The sequence below is a fragment of the Magnetospirillum sp. XM-1 genome (assembly GCF_001511835.1).
Classification (GTDB): Bacteria; Pseudomonadota; Alphaproteobacteria; order Rhodospirillales; family Magnetospirillaceae; genus Phaeospirillum.
In genome coordinates this window covers 319339-332597 of record NZ_LN997848.1, presented here as the reverse complement: position 1 = coordinate 332597, position 13259 = coordinate 319339, and the positions used below count along the sequence as shown (strand labels likewise).

The 13259-nt window shown below is 68.1% G+C and carries 14 protein-coding genes; 7 read left to right on the top strand and 7 right to left on the bottom strand.

The window, feature by feature from the left end; all coding sequences use genetic code 11:
• Window positions 1–50 precede the first annotated feature (50 nt).
• From rpsO to elbB, 3 genes are read right to left on the bottom strand one after another with little or no spacing between them, the layout of a single operon-like run.
• Window positions 51–320: a 30S ribosomal protein S15 gene (gene rpsO, locus XM1_RS01600; protein WP_009870465.1), complete on the bottom strand. Its 270-nt coding sequence runs from the start codon at window positions 318–320 to the stop codon at window positions 51–53.
• Window positions 321–329: 9 nt separating this feature from the next.
• Window positions 330–1265 carry a tRNA pseudouridine(55) synthase TruB gene (gene truB, locus XM1_RS01595; RefSeq protein ID WP_068428693.1) on the bottom strand — a complete coding sequence of 312 codons (936 nt, stop codon included), beginning with the start codon at window positions 1263–1265 and terminating at the stop codon, window positions 330–332.
• Window positions 1266–1934 (bottom strand): isoprenoid biosynthesis glyoxalase ElbB, encoded by a 669-nt coding sequence (elbB, locus tag XM1_RS01590; protein ID WP_068428690.1) that lies wholly within the window; start codon window positions 1932–1934, stop codon window positions 1266–1268. It lies immediately after the preceding gene.
• Between the two features lie 103 nt (window positions 1935–2037).
• Here elbB and XM1_RS01585 point away from each other — a divergent pair, with 103 nt between their 5' ends.
• The 5 genes from XM1_RS01585 (at window position 2038) to XM1_RS01565 (ending at window position 5769) form a co-directional block, all read left to right on the top strand.
• Window positions 2038–3534, top strand: coding sequence for a carboxypeptidase M32 (locus tag XM1_RS01585; RefSeq protein ID WP_156428606.1), 1497 nt, complete (start codon window positions 2038–2040; stop codon window positions 3532–3534).
• Between the two features lie 13 nt (window positions 3535–3547).
• A complete protein-coding gene (locus tag XM1_RS01580) occupies window positions 3548–3856 on the top strand; it encodes a hypothetical protein (RefSeq protein WP_068428684.1) in 309 nt (102 codons plus the stop codon).
• Complete coding sequence (locus tag XM1_RS01575) at window positions 3856–4128, top strand: hypothetical protein (protein WP_068428681.1); 273 nt, start codon at window positions 3856–3858, stop codon at window positions 4126–4128. The genes XM1_RS01580 and XM1_RS01575 overlap by 1 nt, the downstream gene beginning before the upstream one ends.
• An 8-nt stretch (window positions 4129–4136) precedes the next feature.
• Window positions 4137–5126 (top strand): methylmalonyl Co-A mutase-associated GTPase MeaB, encoded by a 990-nt coding sequence (gene meaB, locus XM1_RS01570; protein WP_068428678.1) that lies wholly within the window; start codon window positions 4137–4139, stop codon window positions 5124–5126.
• A 76-nt stretch (window positions 5127–5202) separates the two neighbouring features.
• On the top strand, window positions 5203–5769 hold the full coding sequence (locus XM1_RS01565) for a protein phosphatase CheZ (protein WP_231920652.1): 567 nt from the start codon (window positions 5203–5205) through the stop codon (window positions 5767–5769).
• A 168-nt stretch (window positions 5770–5937) separates the two neighbouring features.
• Here XM1_RS01565 and XM1_RS01560 read toward each other — a convergent pair whose 3' ends face one another.
• The 3 genes from XM1_RS01560 to XM1_RS01550 form a co-directional block, all read right to left on the bottom strand.
• The gene (locus tag XM1_RS01560; protein WP_068428672.1) at window positions 5938–7386 is read right to left on the bottom strand and encodes a TrkH family potassium uptake protein; all 1449 of its coding nucleotides are present in this window, start codon (window positions 7384–7386) and stop codon (window positions 5938–5940) included.
• A 7-nt stretch (window positions 7387–7393) separates the two neighbouring features.
• Entirely contained in the window at window positions 7394–8842 is a 1449-nt protein-coding gene (locus tag XM1_RS01555; RefSeq protein ID WP_068428669.1) for a TrkH family potassium uptake protein, read from the bottom strand.
• Between the two features lie 158 nt (window positions 8843–9000).
• Complete coding sequence (locus XM1_RS01550; protein WP_068428666.1) at window positions 9001–10383, bottom strand: M17 family metallopeptidase; 1383 nt, start codon at window positions 10381–10383, stop codon at window positions 9001–9003.
• An 83-nt stretch (window positions 10384–10466) separates the two neighbouring features.
• Between XM1_RS01550 and XM1_RS01545 the strand changes: the two genes are divergently transcribed.
• Both XM1_RS01545 and XM1_RS01540 read left to right on the top strand, forming a co-directional pair.
• Window positions 10467–11093 (top strand): glutathione S-transferase family protein, encoded by a 627-nt coding sequence (locus tag XM1_RS01545; protein ID WP_068437363.1) that lies wholly within the window; start codon window positions 10467–10469, stop codon window positions 11091–11093.
• Between the two features lie 130 nt (window positions 11094–11223).
• The gene (locus tag XM1_RS01540) at window positions 11224–12648 is read left to right on the top strand and encodes a methyl-accepting chemotaxis protein (RefSeq protein ID WP_068428663.1); all 1425 of its coding nucleotides are present in this window, start codon (window positions 11224–11226) and stop codon (window positions 12646–12648) included.
• Here XM1_RS01540 and recR read toward each other — a convergent pair whose 3' ends face one another.
• On the bottom strand, window positions 12649–13242 hold the full coding sequence (gene recR, locus XM1_RS01535) for a recombination mediator RecR (RefSeq protein WP_068428660.1): 594 nt from the start codon (window positions 13240–13242) through the stop codon (window positions 12649–12651).
• Window positions 13243–13259 lie beyond the last annotated feature (17 nt).

Genomic DNA, 13259 nt, shown 5'->3' with positions numbered 1-13259 from the left:
CGCGGGTGCGATCCAGGCGACGCCCGGCCTTCGTAAGTCGGCTGTGTGGATTACTTGCGCAGACCGAGGCGGCCAATGAGGCTCTCGTAGCGCTTGTTGTCCTTGGCCTTCAGGTAGTCGAGCATGCGGCGGCGCTGGCCGACCATGATCAGCAGGCCGCGACGCGAATGGAAATCCTTCTTGTGCGACTTCAGGTGCTCGGTCAGGTTGCGGATGCGCTCCGACAGAATGGCGACCTGGACCTCGGCGGAACCGGTGTCACCTTCCTTGGTCGCGTATTCCTTGACGAGTTCCTGGGTACGCTCGGCAGTGATCGACATCGTCTACTCCTATTCATCGGTGAGATTCATGACCCGCACCGGGCGGATTTCGCCGCTTTCGATGCGAACCAACGCCACCAGCCGCTCTGCCTGCATCGCCCGGCACAATGTGCCTTCGGCGAGTTCAGCCTGCGGATGCCGGGAAACCACGTGCATCACTGCGACGGGATTACCGCTCTGGAGGCGGCGGGCCTCGCTTTCCGTCAGGGCCAGGGCCGGGATGTCGTCCAGCGCGGTCTCGATGGGAAGCAGAAAGGTCCAAGGGGCGGGAACTTGACTCAAGTCCTCCAGGGATTCAAGGGAAATCGCGTTTTGCTCAGTAAACGGGCCGCAGGCCACGCGCCGCAGCACCGAGACATGCCCCACCGTGCCGAGAGCCAAAGCGAGGTCGCGGGCCAGCGAGCGCACATAGGTGCCCTTGCCGCAATGGACCTCGAAATCGGCGTGGTCTTCGTCGGGGCGGCCCAGCAGGGCGAGCGAATGGATGGCGATGCGCCGCGGCTTGATCTCCACCTCCTCGCCGGCGCGGGCCAGGTCGTAGGCGCGCTGGCCGTCGATCTTGATGGCGGAGAAGGCCGGCGGGATCTGGTCGATCTCGCCCAGGAAGGCGGGGATGGCGGCGTGGATGGCCTCCTCGGTCGGGCGGTTGGGCGATGTTTCCGTCACCTCGCCTTCCTTGTCGCAACTGGCGGTCGCCTCGCCCCAGCGTACCTGGAAGCGGTAGGTCTTGGCCCCGTCCATGACGTATTGCACCGTCTTGGTGGCCTCGCCCAGCGCGATGGGCAGCACGCCCGACGCCAGCGGGTCGAGCGTGCCGCCATGGCCGACCTTGGCGGCGTTCAGGATGCGCTTGACCCGGGACACCACCTGGGTGGAGCCGAGGCCTAAGGGCTTGTCGATGGCCAGCCAGCCGTGAACGGGATCGCCTTTCCGTTTGCGGGCCACTTAGCGTCCCATCAGCGACAGCAGGGCCTTCACCGTGTTCTCGGCGCCGTCGGCGATCTGGCTGATGGAGGAGTCCAGCATGTAGCAGGGCGAGGTCACCACCTTGCGTGCCTTGTCCACCACCACGCCGCCATGGCCGGCCTGGGTGTGCCGCGCCCCCATGGCCTCGATGGCTTGGGCGGTGCCCTGGTCCGAGCCGATGGTGACGTCGATGCCTTGGCCGAAGATCTTGGCCATCAGGGCGGGCGCGATGCACAGCGCGCCGATGGGCTTGCCCGCCGCCGCCATGGCCTTGACCGCCTTTTCCGTGTCGGGGTCGACGGAACAGTCGGGGCCCTGGGTCGCGAAGGTGCAGAGGTTCTTGGCCGCGCCGAAGCCGCCGGGGAAGACCAGGGCGTCGTAATCGGCCGGGCTGAACTCGGCCAGTGGCTTGATGGCGCCGCGCGCGATGCGGGCCGATTCCACCAGCACGTTGCGGCTTTCACCCAAAGCTTCCTGGCCCGTGAGGTGGTTGACCACATGCATCTGGGCACGGTCGGGGGCGAAGCACTGATAGGCGCCGCCCTGGCGGTCGATGGCCAGCAGGGTCAGCACGGCTTCGTGAATCTCGGCGCCGTCATAGACGCCGCAACCGGACAGCACGACGGCGAAGCGGGGTTTGGCGGTCATGGGTGTTCCTCTTACCGGGCGGGAAAGTTCCGGCATTATACGATTCCCGGAACCGAGGGCCATGGTCTATCGTTTCCACTCCTTAAGACACCATGTGAGTCCCATGAGCCCCAATCCGGCCTACGCCACCCTGGAAGACCGCTTCCGCAAGATGAACTCCGTTGCCGAGGCCCTGTCGGTGTTGTCGTGGGACATGGCGACCATGATGCCCGAGGGTGCCGCCGAGGCCCGCGCCGAGCAGGTCGCCACCCTGCGCGGCATCAACCACGAGCAGATCACCGCCCCCGATCTGGGCGAGTTGCTGGACAAAGCGGCGGCCGGGCCGCTGGATGCCTGGCAGGCGGCCAATCTGCGCGAGATGCGCCGCGACTGGATTCACGCGTCCGCCCTGCCCGCCGATCTGGTGGACGCCCTGGCGCGGGCCGAATCCGCCTGCGAGATGGTGTGGCGCCAGGCCCGTCCGGCCGCCGATTTCAAAATGGTCCTGCCGGCGCTCAAGGTGCTGCTGGGCCTGGTGCGCGAGGTGGGGCACGTCAAGGCCGAGGCGCTGGGCGTCTCCATCTACGACGCGCTTCTGGACCAGTACGAACCCCTGGGGCGTTCGGCCGAGATCGACGCGGTGTTCGATCCCCTGGAAAAGTTCCTGCCCGGCTTCATCGGCGAGGTGCTGGACGCCCAGGCGGCGCGGCCTGCCGTGACCGAGCCGGAAGGCCCCTTTCCCACCGAGCGGCAGAAGGCGCTGGGCATCCGCCTGATGGAGGTGCTGGGCTTCGACTTCCGCCACGGCCGCCTGGACGTGTCGCACCACCCGTTCTGCGGCGGCTATCCCGGCGACATCCGGGTGACCACCCGCTACGACGAGGACGACTTCGCCTCGGCCATGATGGGCGTGCTGCACGAGACCGGCCACGCGCTGTACGAATTCGGCCTGCCGTCGGGCCATTGGCGGCCCCAGCCGGTGGGCCGGGCCCGCGGCATGGTGATGCATGAATCGCAAAGCCTGCTGATGGAGATGCAGGCCTGCCGCTCGGCCGAGTTCGCCGGCTTCCTGTCGCCGCTGCTGAAAACCACCTTCAACGCGGACGGCCCGGCCTGGGAGGCGGACAACATCTACCGGCGCGGCATCAAGGTCGCCCGCGGCTTCATCCGGGTCGAGGCCGACGAGGTCACCTATCCCGCCCACGTCATCATCCGCTACCGCCTGGAAAAGGCGCTGATCGAGGGGCGGATGGAGCTGGACGACCTGCCCGCCGCCTGGAACGACGGCTATGAGCGCCTGCTGGGCATCCGGCCGCCCGACGACCGGCTGGGGTGCCTGCAGGACATCCACTGGTATGGCGGCGCCTGGGGCTACTTCCCCACCTACACCTTAGGCGCCATGACCGCCGCCCAGCTGTTCGACGCCGCCAGGAATGCCGACCCGCAGGTGATGAAGGGCATCGCCGGGGGCGATTTCAGGCCGCTGCTGGGCTGGCTGCGCGCCCAGGTCCATTCCCGGGGCTCGCTGGTCTCCACCCGCGACCTGTTGACCCAGGCTACCGGGCGGCCGCTGGACCCGGCGGTGTTCGAGGCGCATTTGCGGCGGCGCTATCTGGGGTGATAGACTCTTGCCCATGTTCGGCTGGCTGTCCCGTCTGGTCCTCGACAAGCGGGCGCGCGAGGCGCTGAAGCGCCCGGCGCCCGGACCGTCCGTTCGCCCGCAGGTCGCCGCCGCTCCCAAGCGCAAAGAGCGCGATCCCGCCACCGCGCTGGCCGAGGCGGAAGAGCGCATGAAGCGCCTGCCGCCGGAAAAGGCCCAGCTGATCCGCTCGGCCATGCTGGTCCATCGGGCGCGCCAGGGGGTGCTGGCGGAGCTGTCGGACGAGGAGCGCGAAAAGCTCAACAAGGTGGCGCTGAAGGCTTTGCTGGGAGGAGGGGCGTGATGTTCGGCTTCCTCAAAAATCTGTTCGCCGACGAAAAGCCCAAGCCGAAGGCCAGGCCCAAGCCTGCCGCCACCAAGCCCCCGTCCCCGCCTTCGCCCAAGGCCGATCCCGGCTCCGAGCGCGCCGCGCTTTTGAAGCGCGCCCAGGAGGTTCACCGGGCCAAGCGCAAGATTCTCGACCATCTGTCGGACGAGGACCGCGCCAAGCTGGTCAGCATGGCCATCCTCACCTTTCTCAACCAGGGCCGCGAGCCCGACGACAAGAAGAGATAGCCCTTAACGTGAGCTCCTCCCCCGATCCCAAGACCTTGGCCGCCGGCGTCCTGGCCGGCGAGCGCCGCGCCCTGGCCCGCGCCATCACCCTGATCGAATCCACCCGCCCCGACCACCGCGAGGCGGCCGAGGCGCTGATGCACGAATTGCTGCCCCATACCGGGCGCTCGGTGCGGGTCGGCATCACCGGCGTGCCCGGCGCGGGCAAAAGCACCTTCATCGAAAGCTTCGGCCTGCACGTTCTCGAGATGGGCAAGCGGCCCGCCGTACTGGCGGTGGACCCGTCCAGCCCGCGCTCGGGCGGCTCGATCCTCGGCGACAAGACCCGCATGGAGGAATTGTCCAGGGATGCCCGCGCCTTCATCCGCCCCAGCCCGTCGGGCTGCACGCTGGGCGGCGTGGCGCGCCGCACGCGCGAGGCCATGCTGGTCTGCGAGGCGGCGGGGTTCGACGTGATCGTGGTCGAGACGGTGGGCGTCGGCCAATCCGAGACGGCGGTGGCCGAGATGGTGGACATGTTCCTGCTGGTCCTGGTGCCGGGCGGCGGCGACGAGTTGCAGGGCATCAAGAAGGGCATCGTCGAGTTGGCCGACGCCATCATCGTCAACAAGGCGGACGGCGACCTGGCCGCCGCCGCCGCCCGCGCGGCGCGCGACTACAAGAACGCGCTGCACCTGCTGGCTCCGGCCTCGCCCCATTGGACCGTGCCGGTGCTGACCTGTTCGGCCCTGGCGCGCTCAGGCATCGACGAGGTGTGGTCGACCATCGACAGCTACCGCGCCACCATGGACAAGGCCGGCGCCCTGGCCGAGCGCCGCGCCGCCCAGGCCCACGCCTGGATGTGGAACGAGGTTTCGGAAACCCTGCTGCAGGCGCTTCGCGACGACCCCCAGGTGGAAACCCTGCTGCCCGAGATGGAGCGGGGCGTCGCCGCCGGCCTCATGGCCCCGGGCGCGGCGGCCCGGGCTCTGGTGCGGACCTTCCGGGGCAAGGACTGAACGGCGGGATGGCCCTTGGCGTCATCCTGATAAACAGGCTATCCTCAGGCGTCTATATGAAGGCGATGGAATGAACATGCGGACACCGATGACCGACAGCGGCCTCCTCAAGCGCGAGCTGGTGGGGCTGTTCGGGCACCTCCAGAAGATCAAGACCGAGCTGGCGGCCCTCAACCCGCCCGGTGCCACCGATCATTTCGGCAGCATGTCCGAGCAGCTCGACGCCATCGTCGGCGCCACGGAAAGCGCCACCAACACCATCATGGAAAGCATGGAGACCATCAGCGAGCTGATGATCGAGGCCCGCGCCGCCGCCATCGACAACGAGCCGCTGGCCAAGGTGTTCGACAAGGTGGACGACCGGGTCAATCAGGTGTTCGAGGCCTGCTCGTTCCAGGACATCACCGGCCAGCGCATCTCCAAGATCGTCAACTCGATGAAGTTCGTCGAGGACCGGATCAAGGCCGTCATCCTGACCTGGGGCAAGGACGAGCTGACCAAGGTGGTGGTCGAGATCAAGAAGGAAGAGACCGATCCCGACAAGGCGCTGCTGCACGGGCCCCAGCTGCCCGGCCAGGGCGTGTCCCAGGCCGACGTGGACCGCATGCTGGGCCAGGACGCCATCGACAAGCTCTTTGGCTGACATAAGCCGCGAGGTTGTCCGCAACCTCGCGGGACAACGACTCGGGAAGCGGGCGCCGGGCCGTCCCAAGCCCGTTTCCCTCCACCTTCTGCCCGGATGAAAGTACACCGAGGCGAAGCCGAGGGACTTTCATCCGAATTTATTGCCGCCAGAAGGCGGGCCCGGCGGCTATTGCCGCCAGAAGGCGGGCACGAACAGCACCAGCACGGTGAACACTTCCAGCCGCCCGGCCAGCATGCCCATGGACAGCAGCCACTTGGCCAGATCGGGCAGCCCGGCATAGGACCCGCCGGGGCCGATCTCCGCCCCCAGGCCCGGCCCCAGATTGGCCAGCGCCGAGGCCGCCGCCGACACCGCCGTGACGAAGTCGAGGCCGAGGAAGGCCAGCGACATGGCCAGCATGGCGAAGGACAACGCGTAGACGAACAGGAAGCCCATCACCGAGCCCAGAACGTCCTCGGGGATGGGGCGGCGGTTGAAGCTGGCGATCAGCACCGCGTGCGGCCGCAACAGCCGGCGCATCTGCATCAGGGCGTCGGCGAACAGGAACTGGAAGCGGAAGACCTTGATGCCGCCGCTGGTCGAGCCGGCGCAGCCTCCCACGAAGGCCAGGAAGAACAGGATGGCGGCGGGCATGCCGCCCCAATTGCCGTATTCCAGGGTGAAGTGGCCGGTTCCGGTCATCACCGACACCACGGTCAGCGCCCCGTGGCGGGCCGCGTCCAGCGGGGCCAGCCCCCGGCTGGTCATCAGCCACGCCGTCACCCCCAGGGTCCCCAGCAGCAGCAGGGCGAAATACCAGCGCAGCTGGTGGTCGCGGGACACGATCTTCCGGTTGCCGCGCAGGATGTGGAAGAACAGCAGGAACGGCATGCCGCCCAGGATCATGCCCAGCGTGATCAGAAGCGTGATGGCGGCGCTGTCGAAATGGCCGATGGAGGCGTCCGAGGTCGAGGCGCCCGAGGTGGAGATGGTGCCCATGGCGTGGACCAGGGCCTCGAAACCGCTCATCCCGGCCAGCCACAGCGCCAGCGCCAGCAGGGCGGTGGCGCCGCAATAGCCGGCCAGGATGGAAAGCGCGATGCGCTTGCCCCGCGAGGTGGCGCGCTCGGCCGGGCCGGGGACTTCGAGCCGGAACATCTGCATGCCGCCCACCGCCAGGTCGGGCAGGACGGTGATGGCCAGCGCGATGACGCCGATGCCGCCCAGCCAGCCCAGCAGCGCCCGCCACAGCAGCAATCCGCGCGGCAGGGCGTCAAGGCCGCGGATCACCGTGGCGCTGGTGGCGGTCAGCCCCGCCATGGCCTCGAACACCGCGTCGGTGACCGACAGCTGCAGCGGACCGTAGACCAGGGGAAGGGCGGCGAACAGGGCGGGAACCATCCAGCCGAAGGTGGCGATCAGATAGGTCTGGCGCACGCTGCGCCGCCGGTGCGGCGTCCTGGTGCCCAGCAGCAGGGCCAGGCCGAAAAACAGGGTCAGTCCCGACGAGGTGGCGAAGACCCGCCATTCCTCGTGTCCGTCGCGGAAATCGAGGATGGCCGGCAGCCACATGGCGGCGGCCAGCACGCAGACCAGGGCGCCGATGGAGGACAGGACGGGGCGAAGGTCGAGCATGTCTGCGCTACTCCCGCCAATAGCTGCGCGAGAACAGCACCGCCACGGTGAACAGCTCCAGGCGGCCCAGCATCATTTCCGCGGCCAGGATCCACTTGGCGGAATCGGGCAGGGGGCGGTAGCTGCCGAACGGGCCGATCACGTCGCCGATTCCCGGCCCGGCATTGGCCAGGGCGGCGGCCGATCCCGACAGCGCGGTCAGGAAGTCCAGGCCGACCATGCTCAAGGCCAGCGCGAACAGGGCGAAGGTGAAGAAGTACATCACCACGAAGCCCTGCACCGAATCGAGGACGGCGGGCGCGATGGGGCGCTGGTTGTAGTGGATGACGAAAACCCCGTGGGGGTGAAGCAGGCGCTTCAGGTGGATGCCGGCCAGGGCGAACAGCAATTCCCAGCGGAAGATCTTCACGCCCCCGGCGGTGGAGCCGGTGCAGCCGCCGATGAACACCAGGATGAAGAACACCACGTGGGCGAAGCCGCCCCAGGCGCCGTAATCGGTGGAGACGAAGCCGGTTGTGGTGACGGTGGACACCACGTTGAAGGCGGCGTGGCGGACGGCGATGCCGAAGCTCATGTCGTTGACCGCCCATTGCCACAGCGCCATCACGCCGCCGGCGGTGCCGATGAACATCAGGTACCAGTGGGCCTGGGCGTCGTCCATGATGCGCGGGCGGCCCCGGCGCCAGGGGCCGGTCCACAGCACGAAGCTGGAGCCGCCGACCATCATGGCGAAGATGGCGACCCACTGCACGGCGGTGCTCCAATGGGCCAGCTTGGTGTCCGAGGTGGAGAAGCCGCCGGTGGAGATGGCGGCCATGGCGTGGCAGACGGCGTCGAAGCGGCCCATGCCCGCCGCCCAGAAGGCCAGGGCCGCCAGGGCGGTGAACACCCCGTAGACCAGGGCGATGGAGGTGGCCACCTGGGTGATGCGCGGTTTGATGGTGTCGGTCCGGTCCGAGGTCTCCATGCGGAACACCTGCATGCCGCCGATGCGCAGCAAAGGCAGGATGGCCACCGCCATGATGATGATGCCGATGCCGCCCAGCCAGTTGAGCAAAGCGCGCCAGATCAGGATGCCGCGCGGCGCATGGTCCAGGCCGACGATCACCGTCGCCCCGGTGGTGGTCAGGCCGCTCATGGCCTCGAACACGGCGTCGGTGGGCGACAGGCGCAGGTTGGAGAAGGCGAAGGGCAGCGCCGCGAAGGCCGCCGTGGTGATCCAGGCCAAAGTGGTCAGCATGAAGGCCTGGCGCGCCGACAGAGTGGGCCGGCCCTTGGCCCGCGTGCCGAAGGTCAGGGCCAGGCCGGCGAAGGCGGTGACCATGGCCGATACCGCGAAGACCTTCCAGTCCACGTCGCCGGCCAGCAGATCGACCACCGCCGGGATGCCCATGGCCAAGGCCAGCACCAGCAGCAGGAAGCCGTTGACGAAGAGAACCGGCCGGATGTCGATCAAGTCATCTGTCCCCTTGGAAGAGATGACTCATGGAAGGATTCGCCGCCCCTGTAAAGGGTTGTCTTGCTTCCGGGCGGCTGCGGCCGGGACGGCCGCGCTCCAGGCAAAGGCCCTCGTGACCGGAGCGCGGGCGTCCCGCCCGCCGAAAGCCGTCGGCGCTATGTGAACCGCTGGGCGATGGTGGCGAACAGGGCCTTGAGCGCCAGGGCCTCGCCGCCCTCGGGCCGGCCGGGCCGCGCCGCGCCGTTCCAGGCCATGATGTCCAGATGGGCCCAGGCGATGTCGGGTTCAACGAATTCCTGCAGGAACAGGGCGGCGGTGATCGCCCCGGCATGGGGGGAGTCCGTGGCGTTGGCGAGGTCCGCCACCTTGGACTCGATCATGCGGCGATAGGGCTTGTAGAGCGGCAGGCGCCACATGGGCTCGCCCTCGGCCTCTCCGGCCCTCAGCAGGTCGCTGGCCAGCAGGTCGTTGTTGCTGAACAGGGCCGGCAAATCGGTGCCCAGCGCGCTGCGCGCCGCGCCGGTCAGGGTGGCGACGTCGATCAGCAATGCGGGCTTCTCGGTGGCCGCCTCGGCCAGGGCGTCGGCGAGGATCAGGCGGCCCTCGGCGTCGGTGTTGCCCACCTCGACGGTGAGGCCCTTGCGGGTGGCCAGCACGTCCAGCGGCCGCATGGATTCGCCCGAGACCGAGTTCTCCACCGCCGGGATCAGCACGCGCAGCCTGAGCTTTAGCCCGGCCGCCATGATCATGGAGGCCAGGCCCAGCACATGGGCGGCGCCGCCCATGTCCTTCTTCATCAGCTTCATGTTGGACGACGGCTTTAAGTCCAGCCCGCCGGTGTCGAAGCACACCCCCTTGCCCACCAGGGTGACCTTGGGGGCGCGCTCGTCGCCCCAGCGCAGGTCGATCAGGCGGGGGCGGCGGTTTTGCGCCGCGCCGCGCCCCACCGCATGGATGGCGGGGTAGTTCTCGGCCAAGAGGCCGTCGCCGACGATCACCCGGCATTTGGCGCCGAAGCGCGCCGCCAGGGAATCTGCGGCGGCGGCCAGTTCCGCCGGTCCCATGTCCGAGGCCGGGGTGTTGATCAGGTCGCGCACCAGGGTGAAGGCCTCGGCGCAGGACTCCACCCGGGCGCGGTCGGCGGCCTCCGGCCACACCAGGCGGGGCAGATCCTTGCCCTTGCGCGCCTTGTAGCGGTCGAAGGAATAGGCGGAAAGCGCCCAGGCCAGAGCGGCGCGCCCCGAGTCGGCGGCGGATAGCGGCCGGGACAGGCGGTAGGCGCGGGCGGGCAGCTTGGGCGGAAAATGGGCAAAGGCCCAGGGATCGTCCTCGTCGGGCAAGCCCGCCAGCGCGGCGGCCAGGGCGCCGTCCGCGCCGGGCAGCAGGCAGACGGAGCCGGGTTCGGCCTTGAAGCCGCTCTGGTCCACCCAGCGGCGAACGCCTTCCGGCTGGCCGTCCAGCCACGCGGCCAGTTCGCCCTTGCGAAGCGCGACCAGATCCGTCGTCGTCCCGTCGGCCTCGACCAGTTGCTCCAGCACCTTGTTTTCTCCTTAAATTCCCTATTGAAGGCATCCTTCACTTGCTCCCATGATCCGTGACCATCCACGGTTTGGGAAGCGTCATGTCACTCACCCTCGTCGTCGGCACCAAGCGCTGGTCGTCCTGGTCGCTTCGGGCCTGGATGGCCTTGGCGGCCACCGGCGCCCCCTTCCGTCAGGTGCATATCGAACTGCGCCAGCCCGACACCAAGGAGACGATTCTCAAATGGTCGCCGTCGGGCAAGATTCCCATGCTGGATGACGGGGGCGTCAAGGTCTGGGATTCGCTGGCCATCTGCGAATATCTGGCCGAGCGCTTCCCCGAGGCCAAATTGTGGCCCGAAGACCGCGAGGCCCGCGCCCACGCCCGCTCCATCTCGGCGGAGATGCATGCCGGCTTCGTGCCGCTGCGCTCTGCCTGCCCCATGGACGTGGTGGAAGACCACCCCATGGCCGAGATTCCCGACGACGTGAAGGCCGACGTCGCCCGCATCGACGCCATCTGGAGCGAGTGCCGCACCCGCTTCGGCCAGGGCGGCCCCTTCCTGTTCGGGGCCTTCACCAACGCCGACGCCATGTACGCCCCCGTCGTCACCCGCATCCGCACCTACAGCCTGCCGGTGGGGCCGGTGACCAGCGCCTATTGCGACGCCGTCATGGCCCATCCCGCCATGCAGGCCTGGGTGATGGAGGCCCGGGCGGCGTCCTGATCTCGGAAGCTTCATGCCGGCATCTGTTGTTTTTCCGCAGGATCAGACTTTTCTAATCCTGAGGGTGCCGGTATCTTGCCCTGGGCTGTCGGGGGACGCCCGCAAAGGCTCTGAGATCGGAGGGGGGATCATGGAAGGCATGCTCGATCGGCGCGATATCATCGAAATGGACGCGGATCGTCTGATCGGCGTTCTCGCCGAAAGAATCGGCAGGCTCGGCATCAATTCCGCCGATATCGCAGGGCGCATCTTCGATGTCTCGACTCGTATCGCGGCGCAGACCGAGTTGCTGTCCAAGGTCAGCGCGGCCACCGCCGCCATGGAATCCTCCAACGGCCAGATCGCCCTGGCCGCGGCCGAAAGCCGCGAGGCGGCCGGAACCATGGCCGAGCGCATGACCCATTCCCAGGGCGCCATCAAGCAGGCCATGGCCGACATCTTCGGACTGGTGGACAGCACCCAGCGGATCGAGCGGCAATTGCCCGGCCTCCAGGGATCCCTGGAGAGGGTGGGCAAGGCCACCCAGGAAATCGAAATCATCGCGCGGGCCACCAACATGCTGGCGCTCAACGCCACCATCGAGGCGGCGCGGGCCGGCGAGGCCGGACGGGGCTTCACCGTGGTGGCCAACGAGGTCAAGGAATTGTCGCGCCGGACCTCGGACATGGTGAAGACCATCCAGGGCACGGTGGCCGAACTGCGCGACCAGATCACCGCCCTGATCACCGAAAGCGGCGCGGCCACCGGGGCGGCGGCGTCGGCCCAGGCGGGGACGGGGGCCATCGGCGAGGCGATCGCCGGGATCGACGAGGTCTGCGTCTCCATGGACACCATGGCCGGCCGCATCGCCGAAATGGCGGCGGGCGCCGAGGACAACAGCCGGCAATGTTCCCAGGTGGTGGCGGAAATTCGCCAGGTCGCCGACAACGAAGCCCTGTCCAAGGCCGATGCCGAGCAGGTCAGCGCCGCCACCTACCAGTTGCTGGAACATGGCGAGGACCTGATCGAGATGCTGGCCAATGCCGGAATCGAGACCGTGGATACGCCCTATATCCGGACGGTCCAGGCCACGGCGGCGGAAATGGCGGCCTTGCTGGAACAGGCCATCGACTGCGGCGAGATCGATCTGGAAACCATGTTCGACGAGGATTACCGGGAGATTCCCAACATCCGGCCGGAACGCTACACCACCCGTTGGCTTCCGTTGCTGGAAAAGCTCGCCCCGCCGGTGGTGGAGCCCAAACTGGACATCTCGCCCGATGTGGTCCTATGCACCGTCACCGACCGCAACGGCTACATGCCGGTTCACAACAAGCAGTATTCGCATCCCCCGCGCCAGGACGATCCGGCCTGGAACATGGCCAATTCCCGCCATCGCATGCGCTTTTACGACCGCACCGCCATCCGTTGCGGCAAGTCCACCAAGCCGTTCCTGGTCCAGACCTTCCGCCGCAACCTGGGCAACGGGCAGTTCCAAGTGCTGAAGGACATTTCGTCCCCCATTTTCCTCAAGGGAAGGCTGTGGGGCAATGTGCGGCTGTGCGTGAAGGCCTGATCAGAACACGCGCCGCGCCCGAAGGGCCGCGGTGATGGTGCCGTCGTCCAGGTGGTCCAGTTCGCCGCCCACCGGCACGCCGTGGGCGAGGCCCGAGACGGTGACGTGGCACTCCGCCAGCCGCTCCGCCACGTAATGGGCGGTGGTCTGGCCCTCCACCGTGGCGGGGGTGGCCAGGATCACTTCGGTGACGGCCGGGTCGGCGGCGCGGGCCACCAGGGGGGCGATGCCCAAATCGTCGGGGCCGATGCCGTCCAGGGCGGACAGCAGGCCGCCAAGGACGGCATAGCGGCCCTTGAAGCTGCCGGTGCGCTCCATGGCCCACAGCCCGGCCACGTCCTCGACCACGCAAAGCTGTGACGGATCACGGCGGTGATCGGCGCAGATGGCGCAAGGATCGATGGTGTCGAAATTGCCGCAGACCGAGCAGGTGCGCACCTTGGCGGCGGCCTCGGCCATGGCCTGGCCCAAGGGCACCAGCAGGGTTTCGCGCTTTTCCACCAGCCGTAGCGCGGCGCGCCGGGCCGAGCGTGGGCCCAGTCCCGGCAACCGCGAAAGAAGTTGGATCAGGCGTTCGATCTCGGGGCCGACCATTGCGATGGCGGACCTGT

Bases quoted from the DNA above. Each gene is read 5' to 3' on its own strand.
- XM1_RS01560 (WP_068428672.1), bottom strand. From the start codon at position 7,386: ATGCTCGACCTTCGCCCCGTCCTGTCCTCCATCGGCGCCCTGGTCTGC.
- XM1_RS01585 (WP_156428606.1), top strand. From the start codon at position 2,038: ATGAGCCCCAATCCGGCCTACGCCACCCTGGAAGACCGCTTCCGCAAG.
- XM1_RS01540 (WP_068428663.1), top strand. From the start codon at position 11,224: ATGGAAGGCATGCTCGATCGGCGCGATATCATCGAAATGGACGCGGAT.
- XM1_RS01575 (WP_068428681.1), top strand. From the start codon at position 3,856: ATGTTCGGCTTCCTCAAAAATCTGTTCGCCGACGAAAAGCCCAAGCCG.
- recR (WP_068428660.1), bottom strand. From the start codon at position 13,242: ATGGTCGGCCCCGAGATCGAACGCCTGATCCAACTTCTTTCGCGGTTG.
- XM1_RS01580 (WP_068428684.1), top strand. From the start codon at position 3,548: ATGTTCGGCTGGCTGTCCCGTCTGGTCCTCGACAAGCGGGCGCGCGAG.
- XM1_RS01565 (WP_231920652.1), top strand. From the start codon at position 5,203: ATGCGGACACCGATGACCGACAGCGGCCTCCTCAAGCGCGAGCTGGTG.
- elbB (WP_068428690.1), bottom strand. From the start codon at position 1,934: ATGACCGCCAAACCCCGCTTCGCCGTCGTGCTGTCCGGTTGCGGCGTC.
- rpsO (WP_009870465.1), bottom strand. From the start codon at position 320: ATGTCGATCACTGCCGAGCGTACCCAGGAACTCGTCAAGGAATACGCG.
- XM1_RS01545 (WP_068437363.1), top strand. From the start codon at position 10,467: ATGTCACTCACCCTCGTCGTCGGCACCAAGCGCTGGTCGTCCTGGTCG.